Genomic DNA, 19,894 nt, shown 5'->3' on the forward strand with positions numbered 1-19,894 from the left:
GCTGAAGACCTACGAAGCTGTGGCTGGCAGCCCCATTGCGGCAAGATAACCGGCCACGCTATTTTCCAGACGATAGGCCTCCACCGCCCCTAGTAGCTCTGATTTTGGGAGTGGATTATCCAACTGCCCCGCCATCGTCCGCGCCATTGCGGCGGCATCACCCGGCGGCACCAACAGATCAGCGGACAACCCACCCAGCAGCTCCGCCGGACCGCTGGGGCAGTCTGTGGAGACCACCGGTGTTCCGGCGGCCATCGCCTCGACGAGCACATTTCCCATGCCTTCCCACAGGGAGGAGAGCACAAACAGGGAGGCCTGTCTCATATAGGGATAGGGGGTTGCCACGAAACCCGGCAGAGCAACCCGATCCTCAAGCCCCAGTCGCCTGATCTCCTGCTCCAGCCGTTCCCGGGCACGCCCCTTGCCGAGTATCATCAAGCGGCAGTCATGGCTATCGACCAGCAGGGCGAAGGCCCGGATCAGGGTGGTGAAGTCCTTGCGCCGACAGAGTTCTCCGGCACCCAGAATCACCGGAGGCTCACCTGCCCGGAACCAGGGATGGTCCAATGGTTGGTCCAGCTGACGCAGAAAGCTGGGCGTGATAATCGGACTCGGTACCGCTGTAATACGCTCCCGTGGTGTGCCTATCGTCTCGGCGAAATCATCTGCCGCCCCCCTGGAGGGCGTCAAAATGGCATCCGCGCGTCGATAGAGATAGCGCATGGAGTTGCGCTGTATGAAGCGATCGAGGGGGCTTCTGCTAGCCAGATTGGCACTGACCGTGGTGCCGCTACGCACTACCAGGCGGAACTTGGCACCACTCAAGGCATGGGCCAGGATGGCGGTTCTGTTTACCCGGTCCTTGTCGGTCAGCAACACCTCGGGGCGGGCACGCTTCAAATATCTCAACAGTTCAGGCAGGGCAGTGTAGACATGCCTGGCATTGAATTCGATAACACGTAGATTATCCGGCCGCTGCGGATCGAGATTGGGGCCGTGGTTACCTATTTTAAGCAGGTCAACGGGGTATCCGGCCTGCGCCATGCCGGGCAGCAGATTCTGCGCCAAGCGATCCACACCACTGTGTCCCGAGGTGGCCAGAAAACAGGCGATGCGTGGTCTGCTATGCATCGATTGTCTGGGGGATGACCAAACCAAATGCCGCAAGATAGCCCCGGGCACTCTTTTCCAGGGTGTAGTCGCTGACTGCCTCCTTGAGACGCTGCGGATCCAACGGTTTCCTCAGGGTCCGCAACATGGCTTCCGCCAACCTCTCCGGGTCGCCCATGGGCACCAAGGGTGCCACCTCTCCACCACGGGTAACCTCATGGGGACCCGAGGGACAGTCGGTACTCACGCAGGAGGTACCCAATGCCATCGCTTCGGTCAGCACATTGGGTGATCCTTCCCAGAGTGAGGATAGAACAAACAGTTTCGCTCCCTTCAGATAGGCGTAGGGATTAGCAACAAAACCGGCAAGGCGAAAATCGTCCCCCAATCCCAGCTCCTGGGCCAGTTTCAGCAACTGCCCCTCCTTGTTGCCCTGACCGAGAAGCATCAATCGGCAAGGCAGCTGCTGCCTTACCAGGGCAAAGGCACGCAATAGGGTTGGAAAGTCCTTCTGCCGGCGTAATCCCCCGATACCGAGAATCAGCGGCGGCTGATCCGCTGCCAACCAGGGTTCATCGACGGGCTCTTCTGCCTGCTGGTACAGCTCAGGGGTGATGGTTGGATTCCTGATGACAGTGATCTTATCCCCATCAATGGCACTCAGCTCCATCACCTCATCCGCCACACCCTGAGAGACTGCTACCACACCGTCCGCATTATTGAACAGAGAGCTCAGCTGTCTCTGCTTCAACCAGCGGCGGAGCGGATGGGTACCACGCGCCTGCATCCTTGATAACAAGGCCGTGCCAGGACGCAGAAAAAAGCGCGTCCGACCTGAGTGGCGCCGCTTCGCCTTTAGCGCAAGCTGGTCATCCAATATCTTCGCCGATAGCAGAATATCCGGATCATAGCGCTTCAGATAGTCTATCAGTTTCGGCAACGCAGCCTTCTGCTTTGCCACCTGGAATCTGATAATCCGCACTTCCGGCGGCAACAGGTGGAGGTAGGGTGCCTCAGTCTCTTTGACAATGAAATCCACCCGGGCACCGATCAGTGACAATCCCCGGGCGATATTGACCATCATGCGCTCCACGCCGCCATCGCCAAACTTGAGAATAAACAGGCACACATGTGGCCTGCGCTGGTTTGATTCAAGCATTAGAGAACCAGTTCCGGGAAAACACTTTTTTTTTCGGCATATCAGGGAGTCTTTCAGACGCAGGTGCTGATTTTATTGCAACGTGATTATTTCATATACAAAGGGATAATATATCATTTATCATCCATGGTGAGTTGGGTGCACCCTGGCTCTGCACATGCATAGGAATTTTAAGGAGTAGTCCCATGATTCAGGATAATCGAAAAGGAGACAAACCGATCCCCGACAACCTCAAGGAAGTGCTGAACAATCTCCAGATCATGGCGCTTCAGAAGGCGGAAGGATTCGGCTGGAAACTACAGTTTGTGCGCAGACCCCTATTTCAAGAGGTCCTTCCGGTGATCAGCAACCCGTCTGGCGATAAAATCGGCGTGTTGGAGTGTAACGGGGAGATCAACATGCATCCGGAGACAAAAATCAGGCAATAGCAATTGGCGCCTGTTGTGACCTGCGGAGGCCGAAGCCCTATAGCCCGGCTATTGCATCTCGCTCAACATGCGTTTGGCTTCCTGACCCACCGTGTTCTCAGGACCCAGCTCTATTGCCTTTTGGAATGCTGTGGCAGCCGCCTCTTTGTCTCCCAGCTGTGCTTGCACGAATCCCAGTGTCAACTGGATACGCTGGAAATCAGGTTGCTTGGAAACCCCGGTTTGCAATGCCTCCACGGCCCGTTGAGACTGACCGATATAGAACAGTGACAGGCCGAGATCATTGTAGGACTCCACATCGTCCGGATTGATCTTTAATACACGTTCATATAATTCAATCGCCTGTGGATACTCCTTTTTCATAAAGTAGTCATCCGCAAGACGCGCAATCAAGGCAGGGTCTTCAGTTGCCAGCTCTTCAGCGGAAGGTTGGTACTTCACCGCAGGCTGCAGTGTGGCATCGAATGGGCTCACCTTTGGATGAACTGGCACCTCGGGCGCGGCAGTCGGGGCTTGAGTGGTTACCATTCGGGTATCCTGATAATAACTGCGGGTTATGGCAAACACCAACAAACCATAGGTGACTAGAGCGACGACTATCACCACCCAAGCCAAAGCACTGAATTTAGGCATATCAATCAAACCATTATTTATATTTCAAAGATGATGGAATTTGTTTCCATCTACCCAGATCACGACTGCAATGCTACCGGGTTATTAAGACCGAAGATATTACTTCGCGTTAGACTTACAAAGAAAGCATTCCTGGGCACAATGTGATGGGGATCAATATAACAATCACTGATTGAGTAGGGCCATTAGCGTATCGAGGGGCTTTTTATCCTGTTCGATCCTGCTCCTATCCATCCAGGCATAGGGTGGATGCTCGATCACATCCAACCAGCCGTACTCATTTCCGTCATCCTTGGTAATAAGTTTACGCAGCTGGCTTGCACTATCAGCATCAGGCAATTCGATGATTTGCCTGCCCACGCGCTTTTGCCAACGGTCCATCTCCCCATTGCTGAGGCAGCCAGGGTCAACCGGATTGTTGAGACAGCGCCGCTTAACCGGATTACGGATATAGTAATCGACCAGTATTGCGGCATTCTTGGCCAGTTCTCCTTTGGGTTCGGTATCAGCGCAGGGGCACTGCTTGTTCGCTGCAGTGATATCCATTGGAAGGGGCATCTGGATGCGGTAGGCATAGGGCGACTGGTATAGCTCCTCGCTGAAACTGCAATCCTGTTCAGGCATGCTGCACTGCAGGGCATCCTCCTGTAAACGACCCAGCTCCGTCTGCACCTGGTCCTGAAGCTGCTGCAGTTTTTTTATGCTGTCACCATTACCGCCCAGCGGAATAAACTGACTCTGGGCATTCAATACCTGGAACTTCTCCGGTTGAGCGAAGATATGTTCCAGGTCCTCGTACAATTTCACATAGCCTGCCCAATAGTCGGCAAGCTGATCCAGCTCAGAAAGATCGAGGGGAATACTCTTTTCCGGCCAATTGGCCAGCGCGGTATAGGGCATCAATGTGACGCGATAGTAGGCGGGGTAGTCGCTGGCTTCGGTAGTGATCGTCTTAAGCTTGCCTAGCAAATCCCCCTTGGTGGCCGGAATCTCGTCCTTACGCCCGCCAGACTGATAGAAACGCATGCTGACATTTTTACTTTCGATGGATCCCACCTTGGTTCCACTGGCGCTTGCCTTCACATTCACACCCCAGCCGGAACCGCTGAAACTGGCCGAGGCATCTTGACGCTCCTTTTTGCTGTTGGTTTTTACCGTAATGAGCGCTGTCAGGCGCGCCCCCCCATAGAGCGCCGCCACATAGGAGTCACCACAGTAGTTCAGAAAGGAGGTCAGATCACGCTTCTTGGCAAGCCGCAAGGCCTCCGAGGTCAAACGGATGGAACCTGCATCGGGGAGTGTTTTTCGGGTCTCCGGATCCTTGATCTCACCACGGCTGCCGGGCATCAATGGCGTTGCATAACGTACCCCATTATCCACCGACACATTGAGCACGAAATTCGAACTGAAACTGTTGATCTTTGTGTTCTTCGCAAACTTCGCACTACCGCTTGCGCTATAGGCGATGGTCTTGACCGAGGCGGCTGCGGATACATTCATGCTCTGCATCAGCTCGCGACTGTCGGAAATCTCGGACATGGTCATGTACTTGGTCTGTCCCTGGTCCTCTTCAATGGAGTATTCGATACACACATTGGGTTGAGGTATGCCCTCATCCGAATCCCAACCCCATCCCACATCGACCCCGGTCTCCGGGTAGTTGACCGAAACAGGTTGTGCATGGCGACGTTCGGCGACCTCAATCTCCTTTCCTTTACCACTGCCTGGGGTGATGGATACAACTTGTTGTTCAGGAATGTTTGATTGGCAGCCCGCTAGAAAAAGCAGGAGTAGTGGCAGTAGTGTGACAGTGAAACCCATTCCCCTTCCCCATTAGATCCGGATTGATTGCTTCATGCCGTCATCTGTATGGCATGTGAGGGATCGAGTATAGCCCACTATGTGTTATACAAAATCCAATTTAGACTTATGAGTTGTGGGTAAATTAGGGTGATGAATTTTTATCTTGCTGCTGAATGAGACCTGTAAGAATCTAGTCATCGAGTTGATAACGTGCCCCACAATAGGGACAGACCGCACTACCGGTTTTTTCGATCGGCAGATAGACCCGCGGGTGTAGTCCGGCCAATGCCTCACCTGGTCTTGGGCAACTTAGAGGCAAATCTTTTCGTGCCACCTTCTGCGGTTCCTGTTGCGTCAAGTGTGTCTCTGTTTGGGTCATCATCAAAACTCCTGATCAGACATACGCCAGCCATTCCGGATGGGATGCAAGACGGCCATGTACAAGATCGAAATAATCTTTTTGCAATATTTCCGTGATCGGACCACGCCCGCCATTCCCGATGGGACGATTGTCCACCTCGCGTATCGGTGTCACCTCGGCAGCGGTACCGGTGAAAAAGGCCTCATCCGCGATATACACCTCGTCCCGGGTTATACGCTTCTCCACAACCTTGTAGCCCCGCTCTTCTGCCAGCATGATGACACTCTTGCGAGTAATACCATCCAATGCCGAGGTCAGATCCGGAGTATAGATAACACCATCCCTGACGATAAAGATGTTTTCTCCGGAACCCTCCATGACATACCCCTCCGCATCCAACAGCAGGGCTTCATCATAGCCGTCATGCAACGCCTCCTGAAGCGCCATCATGGAGTTCATGTAGTTACCATTCGCCTTGGCCCGGCACATGGTGATATTGACATGGTGGCGGGTGAACGAGGAGACCCGGATACGAATACCCTTCTGCATGTTTTCAGCACCCAGATAGGCGCCCCACTCCCAGGCAGCCACCATACAGTGTACTTTCAAATTATCGGCCCTGAGGCCCATTCCCTCGGAACCGTAGAAACACATCGGGCGGATGTAGGCGGAATCGAGATTATTCTCCCTTACCGCTGCCAGTTGCGCCTGATTGAGGGTGTCCCGATCGAAGGGCATCGGCATGCTCAAGATATGTGCGGAGCGAAACAAGCGATCCGTATGCTCCTGCAGGCGGAAGATGGCGGTACCCTGCTCGGCATGATAGGCGCGCACCCCCTCGAAGACCCCCATCCCATAGTGCAGGGTATGGGTCAGGACATGGGTCTTGGCTTCACGCCAGGGGACCATCTTGCCATCCAGCCAGATGACACCGTCACGGTCTGCCATTGTCGACATCATTGGAACATCTCTCGTTCAGTCTTTTTGTTTTGCATCAGACAGGACCAGATGTCCTGCACCAGCGCCCGCTCTTCAGTGAGTTTCCCACTCTCCACCAAAGCCGGCAAATCCTGTAGCGCGCTGCGGTGGTAGGCTGCGCGCAACACCTTGTAGATCCCCATCATCCGCTCCGCCGCATAATCATTCAGCAGACCGAGCTTGCTCATGGTTTCCAGAAGACGAATATTGTCTGTCCACGCCAGGAGATCGGGATAGTCATGCGCCCACCGGAGGACCGTGTATTGAACCATAAATTCTATATCGACGATACCGCCGGTTCCCTGTTTGAGATCAAATTGATCCTGATTACTCTTGTCCAGGCTGGCACGCATCTTTTCACGCATCTCAATCACTTCACCCTGCAACTGAGCGGGATCCCTACTCTCACTGAGCACTACCTTACGGATTGCTTCGAATCGATCGTTGACTCGCTTGTCCCCAGCCACCACGCGTGCTCTAACCAGCGCCTGATGTTCCCATGTCCAGGCGTTGTGATGCTGATAGGTTTCAAATGTCTCCAGAGAGCTGACCATCATCCCGGAATTGCCATTGGGTCTTAAACGCATGTCGACTTCATAAAGAATGCCGGAAGGGGTGCGTGTAGTCATGATATGGATGAAGCGTTGCGCCATGCGCGCGTAGAAAACATCCACCGAGACCGGCTTCTCGCCATCTGTGAAGGCATTCCTGTCAGGACAGCCATGTAGGAAAACCATATCCAGGTCAGAACCAAAACCCAACTCGATACCACCCAACTTGCCATAGCCGAGAACCGCAAAACCGGTCTCATCCTGGTTCAGTCCCGGGGGCCTGCCGTGGCGTCGCACCAACTCCCGGTAGGTGAGTTGAATCACCTGTTCAATGACGCTTTCAGCGATCCAGGTCAGATAGTCACTGACCACCATCAAGGGGATCTGGTCAGCGATATCCGCCGCTGCCACACGCAGCCTGTTACTCTGGGCGAAGAGACGCAGCAACTCCATCTGGCTCTCCAGATCATCCGCATCGATACGGGAGACTTGATCGGCCAATTCCACATTGAGCTCATCCCGCTTGAGCGGAGAGTAGAGCCGCCGAGGATCGATCAGTTCGTCCAACAGGATAGGGTGACGGGTCAGCATATTCGCAACCCAGGGACTGACGGCGGTCAGTTTGACCAACTGTGACAGCACCAACGGATTCTCAACCAGCAGTGCAATGTAGGCGGTACGCTGGACGACCGCCTCGAGCAGACCGATCACCCGTTGCAGTGCGTCGTCAGCCCACTCCGACCGGCCTACCGCCTCCAGCAGCAGTGGCATCAATTGATCCAGCCGCTCCCGCCCCTTGGTACTCAGCCGTCGGTAGGCATGACTCTCCCGAAATGTGTGCAATTCCTGTAAGGCCACATCACCCTGCCTGAAGCCCACCGCCTCAAGGGCTGATATCGCCTGCTCCTGATCAACGCTTTCATGCCACACCCCAGTAAGTGGCTGACTCTCCTCATCACTGGATGTCTGCGGTGCTGCAAACACCATATCGAATTGCCCCTGGACCCGCTTGCGGTACTGTTCCAGCTGGACAGAAAAGTCATCCCAGCAGACATATCCCATGGACCGGGCCAGGCGCAGTCTGCCTGCTTCATCTTCAGGCAACAGATGGGTCTGTCTGTCCTGCCATGCCTGCAGGCGATTCTCTACCAGGCGCAGAAAACGATAGGCCTCACTCAGCTCCTGCACCGTATACGCCGGCAACAGTTCCCGCTCCTGCAGACATTGCAACACAAGCAGTATGGGACGAATCTGTAATGCCTTGTCACGGCCACCGCGAATCAACTGAAAGGCCTGACCGATGAATTCGATCTCGCGAATGCCACCGGGACCCAGCTTGATATTGGCCTGCATCCCTTTTTTATGCAGTTCGCTACTGATCAGCTGCTTCATCTCACGCAGGGACTCTATGGCCCCGAAATCGAGATAACGACGATAGACGAAGGGGCGTAACAGGGCCATCAACTCATCCCCCGCCTGGGGATCACCCGCCACCACCCGCGCCTTGATCATGGCGTAGCGTTCCCACTCCCGTCCCTGCGAGCCATAGTAGCTCTCCAAGGCACTGAAACTCATGGCCAGGGGTCCGACATTGCCAAACGGGCGCAACCGGGTATCCACCCTGAAAACGAAACCATCGCCAGTGTGATTGTCGAGTACCTGCACCATGCGCTGGCAGAGGCGGATAAAAAACTGCTCATTGGTCAATTGCCGCGCGCCATCGGTGTGGCCCGCTTCCGGATAGGCGAAGATCAGATCGATATCCGATGACAGGTTGAGCTCCCTGGCCCCCAACTTTCCCATCCCAAGGACCACCAGGGACTGCGCCTCTCCTGCCTGGTTGCGCGGGGTGCCCATCTGCTCACAAAACCAGGTGTAGAGTTTCTGCAGCGACCACTCGATACAACAGTCCGCCAATGCGGAGAGATCTTCAAGAGTCTCATCCAATGGCGCCAATCCGGCAAGGTCGCGCCATATAATGCGCACCATCTGGCGGCGTCTGAAATCTCTTAGCACCCGCGATAGCGCCGCTTCATCGTCGACACCCTGCAGCAGGCCCGCAAGCTTTTGCGCCAATTCCCCCTCGCCGAAGGAACTGTTCAGCTCCCCCTGTCGATACAGTTCCGGTAACAGCCCGAGATGGCGAAACGCGGATTGAACCACATAATCGCTTGCCTCCCAGACCTTCAGTGCGGCTTGGTGAAATTCGGCCTCCCGGGGTATCGGCAGATCCGCCTCAACCAGCTTCTGCTGCCACTGTTGCCACTGTTTTTCTGTCTCTTGTTGCAGATTCACACACAAACCCATGTCAGATTCAGGGTGGGACTATGCCACTTATAAATTGATGCGCCAGGTATCGATTGGTCGTTTCAAATATGATTGCAGCTTCAACCTGGCCTTGCCTATTCCCTGTAATTTGGCAGTCTAACAGTTTTTCTCCCCGTGATTGTTAAGCACTATCTCGAGATCCCGCATCCTGTCGATATCCACCCCCCCTACCGCTACGTATCACAATCAAGCATCGATCAACATAGTTGGCACCTGGTATGGACTGGATCAGCTTCTTTTCAACCCCTCTGAAACCGCATGGACATTCTGTGTAGGTGCCGACCCTGTCACCTCGACCCGCGGCTGCACGCTTGCCATGGGGTGTATCCAGACACTGAAGTGCAACACAATCAATTGAATTTGGCCTTCCAATCATGATGCACAGACAATTGTCTTATCCAACTAGCTGGAGTCGGCATCACTGACTTTGAACTCCGATAATAATTCGCTTAAGAGATCGATCTCACTCGACATCACCTCACTCGCTTTAAAGCTCTTGGCTGAATCCTCGGATGTAGCTTCCGCCACGTGGGTGATTTCAACGATATTACGGTTGATGTCTTCCGCAACTGCGCTCTGCTCCTCGGCTGCGGTGGCGATCTGTGCACTCATCTGGGAGATGGTATCGATTACCCGGGTTATCTCCTCGAGGGAGTCATGGGCACGACCTGCCTGTTGCACACTCTCGGCGGCTTGCTGTTGACTGGTCTCCATTACCGTAACGGTTTCACGTACACCGCTCTGCAGGCTCTCGATCATCTCCTGGATCTCCTTGGTGGAGTCCTGGGTGCGTTTGGCCAGGGTTCTGACCTCATCGGCTACAACCGCAAAGCCCCGTCCCTGTTCACCAGCACGCGCAGCCTCGATAGCGGCATTCAAGGCCAACAGGTTGGTTTGGTCCGCGATCCCGCGTATCACATCGAGTACCGATCCGATACGCTCACTGTCCTGCTCAACATGCTGTACCGTCTCCACCGCCTTACCCACGTCAGAAGCCAAGGCATCGATACTGCCGGTAACGTCATTCACCACATCCCGACCGTGGTTGGCCTGTTGGTCGGCCTGGTTGGCAGCCTCTGCGGTCTGGGTGGTATTCTGCGCCACCTCATGGACGGTGGCGGACATCTCTGTCATCGCCGTCGCCACTTGCGTGGTCTGTTCATGTTGTTTACTGATGCCATCTTTGGCATGTTCCGCCAAAACTGTGAATTCACTGATCTGGTGACTGATATTTCCAGTGGCGCTGAAGACCTTTTGAATCATCTGCTCTGTTTTGTCGGCAAAACGATTGTAAGCACGCGACAGTCGTGCAACCTCGTCAGAACCAGACTCATCCATACGAACGGTCAAATCCCCTTCAGCAGAGGCAATACCTTCCATCGCCTTGGCGGCGCCACTGATCGGCTTGACAACGCCGAGGCTGATCAACCACACCATGGCCCCAATCAGCAATATTGAGAACAGCCCCAATCCAATCACGATCAGCTGCAAGCTCGATATGGAGTCGGCAAAATAGGCGCGGTCTTTTGCCACCACCAATACCCCGATGGTCTCACCAGAGTAGTTCTCCACCGGTGCCGCATAGTAGGAGACAGGCTTATCGCCCAATTCACCTGTATCGAAGAGATGTTCGCCCTTGCCCAGTCCTTTCATCTGCTCGGCTGAGACAAGATCATTGTTCACCATTGTCGAAGCAAACCGATCCAACTTGCCATTACGGTCGATATGGAGTTCCAGGTCGATCTCATGCTGTTTGGCATACTCGTCGAAAAACGACTGCCCAAAGGACATGCCGAATTCCACGGTACCCACATGAGAACCGCCATTGCTCACAGGCACCAATCCCCTAACGCCAAGTCCGGCCACGCCCACTTCCAGGCCCTGTATCGCACTCTTACTCTGATTGCCTTCCACCACCGTAAAGCGAAAAGAGGAGAGGTCATCACCGAACTTGGCCGGCTTGTGCACCCTCAAAAATGAGGTTGCCGGGGGTTCATGAAATTGAAACTGCCGAACGCCATACTCCTTCTTGAGCACCTGGAATCCCGGCACGAAGAGTGCCTCCAGCGCGTCCCGGTCACGTGCGGCAAAGTGCTCCTGCACAATGGGAATCCCGGCAACCAGGGCACTCATCGCCCGGGCCAGCCTTCCCTCCGACTCGATCCCCGCTACCACGGTCTCAAAGATCTCTCCCATCTCATTCTCTTCCGCCGCATGCAGGACCCCCCCCATGTAGTTGAAGGTGATCGAGAGGGTAATGGCGAGAACAATAGTAACAGCCAAGACTGTTGCGACGACAAATCGCAGCGAGATACCGATATTCCGAAACATGAGTTTTCCCCGATAGAGTGATGATGATTTCCGTGAATAAATATGGTTCCAAATCGTAGTCAGTAGCGGCATTCACAAAAAAATATTTACCTCACAGAATGAAAAAAGCCCCGTGCCTTTGAGGCACGGGGCTTTTTGTGGGTCTAAAACCTGGGAGCGTGAATTACATCATGCCGCCCATGCCGCCCATGCCGCCCATGTCACCCATCGGCGGGGCCGCGGCTTCATCCTTCGGCTCCTCGGCCACCATGCACTCGGTGGTGACCATCAAGCCGGCCACGGAGGAGGCATTCTGCAATGCATAACGGGTCACCTTGGTGGGATCAAGGATACCCATCTCCATCATATCGCCATACTCATCATTGCTGGCATTGAAACCAAAGTTGCCGTCGCCACCGCGTACCTTGTCGAGCACAACTGAGGGCTCACCACCCGCATTGGCCACGATCTGACGCAATGGTTCTTCCATGGAGCGGCAGGCAATCGCAATCCCCACATCCTGGTCGTGATTTTCACCGGTCAGTTTCTCAATCGCCTGCAGGGCGCGCACCAGTGCGACACCGCCGCCGGGCACAATGCCTTCTTCAACAGCAGCACGGGTAGCATGCAGCGCATCCTCGACCCGTGCTTTCTTCTCTTTCATCTCGACCTCAGTGGCCGCACCAACCTTGATTACCGCCACACCGCCAGCCAGCTTGGCCACACGCTCCTGCAGCTTTTCACGATCGTAATCGGAGGAGGTCTCCTCGATCTGGGCACGGATCTGCTCGACCCGGGCCTTGATATCACCCTCTACGCCGGCACCATCGATTATGGTGGTCTCCTCTTTGGATATGGTCACCTTTTTGGCGTTACCCAGATCGTCCAGGGTGGCCTTCTCAAGGGAGAGACCGACCTCTTCCGAGATCACGGTGCCACCGGTGAGGATCGCGATATCCTGCAGCATGGCCTTGCGCCGATCGCCGAATCCAGGGGCCTTGACCGCTGTCACCTTGACGATACCACGCAGGTTATTCACCACCAGGGTGGCCAGGGCTTCACCCTCCACGTCCTCGGCAATGATCAACAGGGGCTTACCCGCTTTGGCTACACCTTCGAGCACCGGCAGGAGATCGCGGATATTCGAGACCTTCTTGTCATGCAGCAGGATATAGGGATCCTCCAGCTCGGCCGACTGATTCTGCTGATTGGTCACGAAATAGGGAGAGAGGTAGCCGCGGTCGAACTGCATACCTTCAACCACATCCAGTTCATTCTGCAGGGCGGAACCCTCTTCAACGGTGATCACACCCTCTTTACCCACCTTCTGCATCGCCTCGGCGATGATGTCGCCGATATCCGCATCGGAGTTTGCGGAGATGGTACCGACCTGGGCGATCTCCTTGTCATCGGAGCAGGGGCGGGAGACCGTTTTCAGCTCTTCTACAGCGGCCAAAACAGCCTTGTCGATGCCACGCTTGAGGTCCATCGGGTTCATGCCGGCAGCGACAGCCTTCAGGCCTTCGCGCACCATGGCCTGAGCCAATACGGTTGCGGTGGTGGTACCGTCACCGGCCACATCCGAGGTCTGGGAGGAGACCTCTTTCACCATCTGCGCACCCATATTTTCAAATTTGTCGGAGAGTTCGATCTCCTTGGCCACGGAGACACCGTCCTTGGTCACGGTCGGGGCGCCGAAACTCTTCTCCAGCACCACGTTTCGGCCTTTGGGGCCAAGGGTGACCTTCACAGCGTTGGCCAAAACATTGACGCCCTTGATCATACGTTGACGGGCGTCATCACCAAATTGTACTTCTTTTGCACTCATGTCTTAATTCCTTGGGTAAATGTTGAGAATCTTCACCAGGTTTAACCTGTATGGTTCTGTGATCTAAAGGCCAGGATTTAGTCTTCGATCACACCCATGATGTCTTCTTCACGCATGACGAGGACTTCCTCACCACCCAACTTCACTTCAGTGCCGGAGTATTTGCCAAACAGCACACTATCTCCGACCTTGACATCCAACGGCCGAGCCTCACCTTTATCGGTGACCTTTCCGTTGCCGACAGCGAGCACCTCACCGAGGACGGGTTTCTCGGTGGCTGCATCTGGGAGCACAATGCCGCCCGGGCTGGTGCGCTCCTCTTCCTTACGACGAACGATCACGCGATCGTGCAGCGGACGAATATTCATCGACTGATTCTCCTCAATAAATGGTTTTTTCTGAAAATCGATATTGGGTTCTTCATTCCCAGGCAAGGCTGTTAGCACTCGCCAGAACTGAGTGCTAATAATAGAGGGAAAAAGCCGTTAGTCAAGACTGCCCAATAAGATTTTTTCAATATAAATGGAAACCACCCATCACGACGCACTGAATCTATGTGATAATTACCCATTTACACTACATCTGAACAATAAGAGGCCAATCATGAGTCAAGCCAAACAGGGGGATACTGTGCGTATTCACTACACCGGCACACTGGATGACGGAACCCAATTCGATTCATCGGTAGATCGAGAACCCTTCGAATTCACCCTTGGCGAAAAAGCGGTTATCCCCGGATTCGAGTCCGGCGTGGAGGGTATGCAAGTCGGCGATCAGAAGAAGATTCACATCCCCGCTGACGAGGCCTATGGGCAACGTAACGACGCCCTGATTGAAAAGGTTCCCCGGGAACACTTTCCCGATGACCTGAATCTCGAGGTAGGCATGCATCTTCAGGCGCAGAGCCCGAACGGCGAACATTTCAACGTGGTTGTTACCGACCTGTCAGACAAGGAAGCGACCATAGACGGTAACCACCCATTGGCAGGCGAGGCATTGAATTTCGACCTGGAGTTGCTAGAAATCGTATAATCATACAGGCTTGACACGCGAGACCAACGCGATTCACTGACTAAAAAATGAGCGTGAGACCGGGAGGCTGCAATGGCTGAAGTAAAAAAAGAAGCAAGCAAAAAAAAGCCGAAAAAAATCAATAGCAAAGTCTATGAAGAGGAGTTGTTCAAGCTGCAGCTTGAGCTTGTCAAACTACAGGAATGGATCAAATACAAGGGTTTGAAGGTGGTTGTCATCTTCGAGGGGCGGGATGCCGCCGGTAAAGGGGGGGTGATAAAGCGTATCAACCAACACCTGAACCCACGCATCTGCCGTGTTGTAGCCCTCCCAGCCCCCACGGAAAGGGAACAGACCCAATGGTACTTTCAACGCTATGTACCCCATCTACCCGCTGCCGGCGAGATGCTCCTGTTCGACCGCAGCTGGTATAACCGGGCCGGTGTCGAGAAGGTGATGGGATTCTGCACCCAGGAGGAGTACCAGGAGTTCTTACGCTCATGCCCAGAGTTCGAGCGTATGCTGGTGCGCTCCGGCATCATCCTGATCAAATACTGGTTCTCCGTCTCAGATGAGGAGCAGGAGCGAAGGTTTCAGAGCAGGCTGGAAGAGCCGCACAAGCGCTGGAAACTAAGCCCCATGGATCTGGAATCCCGCTCCCGCTGGCTGGAGTATTCAAAGGCGAAGGATGAGATGTTTGCCCACACCGACATCAAGCAGGCACCCTGGTATGTGGTCAACTCAGATATCAAGAAACATGCCCGACTCAACTGTATCGCCCATCTATTAAGCTTGATCCCCTATGAGGATCTGACCCCTGAACCCATCGAGCTGCCTCACCGCGCCCCCGATACCGGTTACATAAGGCCGCCGATCACCGACCAGACATTCGTACCGGAAATCTATCCTTAAACCTTGCATCAAAATGAGTCCCGGCTTACGCCGGGATGACGTGCCCAGTCGGCACTTAAGCCAAATAGCGGGAGTTTGCAGGGGACCGGTTCAGTGCCATTCGCTGGTTATTTTTTATCCTCCTCGCGTTCAAATTCCCCCTCGATGACCCGCCTCTCCTGACTTCTGTTCGATTCATCCCGGGATGATGCCACCGGCCCCATAACACCCCCTTGCTGCAACCCAAGGGCAAGCAACCATCGCCGGAGGGGGGGAACCAGAAACACGAAACCCACCACATCCGTTATAAATCCCGGGAGCAGCAGGAGAAAACCACACACAAGCAATACCGCCCCCTCCATCATCTCAAAGGCCGGCACCTCTCCGCGATCCATCGATCCACGCACTCTGGAGAAGGTGGAAAATCCCTGGGCGCGCACCATCCACCCCCCCAGCAGTGCAGTGAAGATGGTGAGGAAAATTGTCGGAAAAGCGCCGATCTGGGAACCGACCTTTATAAGAAAGTAGAGCTCCACCAGGGGGACACCGACAAATAACAGCAAAAACAACAGCAGAGGATTCATAGCGGAGAGCTTACGCCGGGCTCCCGGCCCATACAAGGCTCTCAAACCATGCTTGGATCGCCCCTGCCCCCAGCCATTGCTGCTACGCACAAGGATTTAATCGATATGGAGCCCGCAGCATGGCGGTAATTGATTTCAAAAATAATTCATGTTCTTATCAAACTTGACGAAATAATAAAACCAGAGTGCAATTACGCAACTCTCATCTATATTTATTGTTTGTTCATTTAAGGGAAAGTGAAAAAATGAAACCATCAACCAATCTACGAAGAACACCTGGCTTTACCGCCCTGGCAGCGGTGATTGCAGCCGCCTTCATCGGCCTGAGTGGCTGTGAGGCCACCATGCCAAAGATGGGGGGGTCATCCGGGAACACGGTCACTGGCGCTGCCAGCGGTGAAACTTCGGAAGGCGCCAACAGCGCCCTGGAGAGCTGCGATGAGACACTCGGCACACTGGCCGTGGTTGAAGACCAATCCGCGCCTTGGTGGGCCACCTACAGGCACCGCTACCCTTCACTGGGCACCACTGTCCCGGTGCTGCGCACCATGATCCAGCAGTCCAACTGCTTCGTCGTCGTTGAACGCGGCAGGGCGATGAATAATATGATGCAGGAGCGGGCCCTGATGCAGTCTGGCGAGATGCGTCAAGGCAGCAATTTCGGCAAGGGCCAGATGGTTGCTGCCGACTACACCATGAATCCAAGCATTCAGTTCTCTGAAAAGGGTACCGGCGGAGTGAAGGGCATTGTCGGCGGTCTATTCGGATCTGTTGCCGGTGCGCTGGCAGGTGGAATGAAGTCCAACGAGGCCGCTACCACCCTGTTGCTGATAGACAACCGCTCTGGCGTCCAGATCTCTTCCTCGGTGGGTAACGCGAAGAATTTTGACTACAACCTGTTTGGCGGCCTCTTCGGCGGCGGCGCCTTTGGCGGTGCTGGTGGTTTCACCAAAACACCGGAAGGCAAGGTGATCACTGCTGCCTTCGCCGATTCATTCAATCACATGGTAAAGGCCCTGAGAAACTACAAGGCACAGACGGTCAAGGGCGGTCTGGGCAAGGGCGGACGCCTGAAAGTCGGCGAATAAGCCAGGCCTGCCTCTGACTGACACAGAGGCTTGATCCTAAAAGGCGGCCCCAGGCCGCCTTTTTCATTGCCGAGTCAGAACCACACCAGGCCATTCCCATTTTGCCAGTTGCATGTGGATAGTGTATTTTCCGCCAATGCCAACACCACTCCTCTTGATTCTCTGTACCGTACCCGATAGGGAGACAGGGCTTAAGCTCGCCAAAGCTTTGCTGGATCAGGGACTGGCCGCATGCGTCAATCTCACTTCGCCGGTCACATCTGTCTACCGCTGGCAAGGACAGTTGGAACAGTCCGATGAGATTCTGCTGCTGATCAAGAGTGTAGAAAAACAATATCAACGTGTGGAAGCCTTGCTCCGGGCACAACATCCCTATGAACTTCCGGAAATCATCGCAGTCCCTGTAGAACAGGGGCTGGATGATTACCTCGACTGGGTGGAGAGATGCACAAAAGAATAGATTTGATGATGATGTTCCTGGCACTGCTGGCTGTCTCCAGCCTGAGCCCAGCGGTCTGGGACGAAGAAGAGCTGTTGATGCCCGACCAGGCCTTCCAGATCTCCGGCCGCACGGACGGTACGGAAAAACTGGTCGTTGAATGGCGCATCGCGGATGGCTACTACATGTATCGCGATAAGATCCATTTCGACAGCGACACCATCGGTATCGAAATCGGCGAACCGAAACTATCGAAAGCCAAGATAAAAAACGACGAATTCTTCGGCGAGGTAGCCGTCTACCGGAATAAAGCCATTGCGGAGATCCCAATACGACGCATGCAGGGGTCCCAGGAGACCCTGCTGGTAAAGGCGCGCTCACAGGGCTGTGCCGATCAGGGCATCTGCTTTCCACCCCACCTACAGGAGATACGCCTGGCACTGGAACCGATGGTCGCTGCCAATGGCATCGAGGCGGTTGGAGAACCTCTGCTCAATATCGCGGATTCAACCCCACCACCCCTGTTTGACAACAGTGTTGAAGATGAGCTGCTGGATCCCGAGGAAGCCTACAAACTCTCGGTCACAGTGGAGGACGGGACCCACCTCCGTCTCTACTGGAGTATCGCCGATGGGACCTATCTCTATCACGACAAGATTGTTCTTTCCGCAGCTGAGGATCAGGCCATCGCTCTGGGCCAGATCACCCTGCCTGAACCGGAAATCAAGCAGGACACGGTAAGACCCGATGGAAGCATCGGCGATGTTGCCGTATACCACAATGAGATCGACCTTCTGGTCCCCCTGCTCAGAAGCACTACCGATGCGCAAGATTTCACGCTGAAAGCCGGCTATCAAGGGTGTGCTGAGATTAGCGTATGCTATCCGCCGATAAACAAGCAGTTCACCCTGGCACTGCCAGCCATCTCAGCGGCCCAGGCAAGCGATACCACGCAAGCCGCGGTTACTGTGCTACCGGCCGAATCTTCCGATGAGCCGATATCCGAACTGGACGAGATTACAGAAACCCTAAAAGGCGGTTCAACCCTACTCATCATCAGTCTCTTTTTTCTCCTCGGTCTGGGCCTGGCATTCACCCCCTGTATCTTTCCGATGATCCCCATCCTCTCCGGCATCATCGCCGGCCATGGGGATAAGATCACCACCCGAAAGGCCTTCACGCTATCCTTGGTCTATGTGTTGGCGATGGCGGTCACCTACACCGTCGCCGGGGTCCTGGCCGGACTGTTCGGCGAAAATCTGCAAGCCTATTTTCAGAACCCATGGATCCTCAGCAGCTTTGCCCTGGTTTTCGTCTTACTGGCCCTGTCGATGTTTGGCTTCTACGATCTGCAGCTTCCCAGCAGCCTGCAGAGTCGTCTGTCTGATATCAGTAACAAACAACAGGGCGGCTCCCTCACCGGCGTCGCCATCATGGGCTTTCTCTCCGCCCTGATAGTCGGCCCCTGTGTCGCACCGCCGTTGGCAGGGGCACTCATCTATATCGGCCAGACCGGCGACGCCATGCTGGGAGGCCTGGCCCTGTTTGCCCTCAGCATGGGTATGGGGGCACCGTTGATCGCAATCGGCACATCCGCCGGTAAGCTGCTGCCACGGGCTGGCAGTTGGATGGATGCGGTCAAGGCCGTGTTCGGTGTCGCCCTGCTGGCTGTCGCCATCGTCATGCTTGAACGCATCATCCCCGCCGAGGTCGCAATGTTGCTGTGGGGCATACTGTTCATTGTCTCGGCAATCTATATGGGGGCCCTGCGTCACTTGGAGATCGAGGCCAGCGGTTGGCAGAAGCTCTGGAAAGGACTCGGTTTCGTATTTCTGGTCTACGGCACACTGATGCTGGTCGGTGCCGCATCTGGCGGCAAGGATACCCTTCAGCCACTGCGCGGGATTGCCATTGCCGGCGGTGCTGGTGGCGCTCAGGGGCATCAGGAACTGCAATTCAAGCGGATCAAAAGCATCGATGATCTGCAGCGTGAGGTCGCTTTTGCCAGCAGTCAGGGAAGGCCCGTGATGCTCGACTTCTACGCCGACTGGTGCGTCTCCTGCAAAGAGATGGAGAAATATACCTTTTCCGATCCCCAGGTGATCAAGACACTCGCCAATACGCATCTGTTACAGGCCGATGTCACCGCCAATGACGACATCGACCAGGCCTTGCTGCAAGGGCATTTCGGACTACCCGGCCCACCAGCCATCATTTTTTACGGCAGTGACGGGCAGGAACGCAGGAACTATCGCCTTGTAGGTTTCAAACCCGCCCAGGAATTCACTCAGCACGCGTCCAGGGCCATACAGTAATATGCGACGATCATGGCATGTACTGCATTGAAACTGGACAAAATCGCGCTGATCTTGCAGAATCTAACGATTCATCA

At 54.7% G+C, this 19,894-nt stretch carries 17 protein-coding genes; 6 read left to right on the top strand and 11 right to left on the bottom strand.

What is annotated here, in order from left to right; all coding sequences use genetic code 11:
• Positions 1-9: 9 nt before the first annotated feature.
• Both R2K28_RS18665 and R2K28_RS18670 read right to left on the bottom strand, forming a co-directional pair.
• Positions 10-1,131, bottom strand: a complete 1,122-nt coding sequence (locus R2K28_RS18665; RefSeq protein ID WP_316366859.1) for a glycosyltransferase — start codon at positions 1,129-1,131, stop codon at positions 10-12.
• Complete coding sequence (locus R2K28_RS18670) at positions 1,124-2,269, bottom strand: glycosyltransferase (RefSeq protein ID WP_316366861.1); 1,146 nt, start codon at positions 2,267-2,269, stop codon at positions 1,124-1,126. The genes R2K28_RS18665 and R2K28_RS18670 overlap by 8 nt, the downstream gene beginning before the upstream one ends.
• Before the next feature lie 185 nt (positions 2,270-2,454).
• Between R2K28_RS18670 and R2K28_RS18675 the strand changes: the two genes are divergently transcribed.
• Positions 2,455-2,697, top strand: a complete 243-nt coding sequence (locus R2K28_RS18675) for a hypothetical protein (RefSeq protein WP_116446980.1) — start codon at positions 2,455-2,457, stop codon at positions 2,695-2,697.
• 48 nt (positions 2,698-2,745) lie between these two features.
• On the opposite strand, the gene R2K28_RS18680 is transcribed toward R2K28_RS18675, so the two are convergent.
• The 8 genes from R2K28_RS18680 to R2K28_RS18715 form a co-directional block, all read right to left on the bottom strand.
• A complete protein-coding gene (locus R2K28_RS18680) occupies positions 2,746-3,330 on the bottom strand; it encodes a tetratricopeptide repeat protein (RefSeq protein ID WP_316366865.1) in 585 nt (194 codons plus the stop codon).
• Between the two features lie 165 nt (positions 3,331-3,495).
• Positions 3,496-5,151, bottom strand: a complete 1,656-nt coding sequence (locus tag R2K28_RS18685; protein WP_316366867.1) for a hypothetical protein — start codon at positions 5,149-5,151, stop codon at positions 3,496-3,498.
• A gap of 172 nt (positions 5,152-5,323) precedes the next feature.
• On the bottom strand, positions 5,324-5,512 hold the full coding sequence (locus R2K28_RS18690) for a zinc-finger domain-containing protein (protein WP_116446977.1): 189 nt from the start codon (positions 5,510-5,512) through the stop codon (positions 5,324-5,326).
• 15 nt (positions 5,513-5,527) lie between these two features.
• Positions 5,528-6,451, bottom strand: a complete 924-nt coding sequence (locus R2K28_RS18695) for a branched-chain amino acid transaminase (RefSeq protein WP_116448621.1) — start codon at positions 6,449-6,451, stop codon at positions 5,528-5,530.
• Complete coding sequence (gene glnE / locus R2K28_RS18700; RefSeq protein ID WP_316366869.1) at positions 6,451-9,318, bottom strand: bifunctional [glutamate--ammonia ligase]-adenylyl-L-tyrosine phosphorylase/[glutamate--ammonia-ligase] adenylyltransferase; 2,868 nt, start codon at positions 9,316-9,318, stop codon at positions 6,451-6,453. Before glnE ends, R2K28_RS18695 begins: the two co-directional genes overlap by 1 nt.
• Positions 9,319-9,753: 435 nt before the next feature.
• Positions 9,754-11,682: a methyl-accepting chemotaxis protein gene (locus tag R2K28_RS18705; RefSeq protein WP_316366871.1), complete on the bottom strand. Its 1,929-nt coding sequence runs from the start codon at positions 11,680-11,682 to the stop codon at positions 9,754-9,756.
• Positions 11,683-11,845: 163 nt separating this feature from the next.
• A complete protein-coding gene (gene groL, locus R2K28_RS18710) occupies positions 11,846-13,489 on the bottom strand; it encodes a chaperonin GroEL (protein ID WP_316366874.1) in 1,644 nt (547 codons plus the stop codon).
• 77 nt (positions 13,490-13,566) lie between these two features.
• Positions 13,567-13,857 carry a co-chaperone GroES gene (locus R2K28_RS18715; RefSeq protein WP_316366876.1) on the bottom strand — a complete coding sequence of 97 codons (291 nt, stop codon included), beginning with the start codon at positions 13,855-13,857 and terminating at the stop codon, positions 13,567-13,569.
• Positions 13,858-14,092: 235 nt separating this feature from the next.
• Here R2K28_RS18715 and R2K28_RS18720 point away from each other — a divergent pair, with 235 nt between their 5' ends.
• Both R2K28_RS18720 and ppk2 read left to right on the top strand, forming a co-directional pair.
• Positions 14,093-14,521, top strand: coding sequence for an FKBP-type peptidyl-prolyl cis-trans isomerase (locus R2K28_RS18720; protein WP_316366878.1), 429 nt, complete (start codon positions 14,093-14,095; stop codon positions 14,519-14,521).
• A 72-nt stretch (positions 14,522-14,593) separates the two neighbouring features.
• Positions 14,594-15,412, top strand: coding sequence for a polyphosphate kinase 2 (gene ppk2 / locus R2K28_RS18725; RefSeq protein WP_316366880.1), 819 nt, complete (start codon positions 14,594-14,596; stop codon positions 15,410-15,412).
• A gap of 107 nt (positions 15,413-15,519) precedes the next feature.
• Here the strand turns inward: ppk2 and R2K28_RS18730 are convergent, their stop codons facing one another.
• On the bottom strand, positions 15,520-15,975 hold the full coding sequence (locus R2K28_RS18730; protein ID WP_116445081.1) for an FxsA family protein: 456 nt from the start codon (positions 15,973-15,975) through the stop codon (positions 15,520-15,522).
• 245 nt (positions 15,976-16,220) lie between these two features.
• Here R2K28_RS18730 and R2K28_RS18735 point away from each other — a divergent pair, with 245 nt between their 5' ends.
• The 3 genes from R2K28_RS18735 (at position 16,221) to R2K28_RS18745 (ending at position 19,817) form a co-directional block, all read left to right on the top strand.
• Positions 16,221-17,063 (top strand): CsgG/HfaB family protein, encoded by an 843-nt coding sequence (locus R2K28_RS18735; protein WP_316366881.1) that lies wholly within the window; start codon positions 16,221-16,223, stop codon positions 17,061-17,063.
• Positions 17,064-17,199: 136 nt separating this feature from the next.
• Positions 17,200-17,523: a divalent-cation tolerance protein CutA gene (gene cutA / locus R2K28_RS18740; RefSeq protein WP_316366882.1), complete on the top strand. Its 324-nt coding sequence runs from the start codon at positions 17,200-17,202 to the stop codon at positions 17,521-17,523.
• Positions 17,508-19,817: a protein-disulfide reductase DsbD gene (locus tag R2K28_RS18745; protein ID WP_316366883.1), complete on the top strand. Its 2,310-nt coding sequence runs from the start codon at positions 17,508-17,510 to the stop codon at positions 19,815-19,817. The genes cutA and R2K28_RS18745 overlap by 16 nt, the downstream gene beginning before the upstream one ends.
• The last annotated feature ends 77 nt before the right edge of the window (positions 19,818-19,894 follow it).

It is taken from the genome of Candidatus Thiodiazotropha sp. CDECU1, from assembly GCF_963455295.1.
Taxonomy (GTDB): Bacteria; Pseudomonadota; Gammaproteobacteria; order Chromatiales; family Chromatiaceae; genus Thiodiazotropha.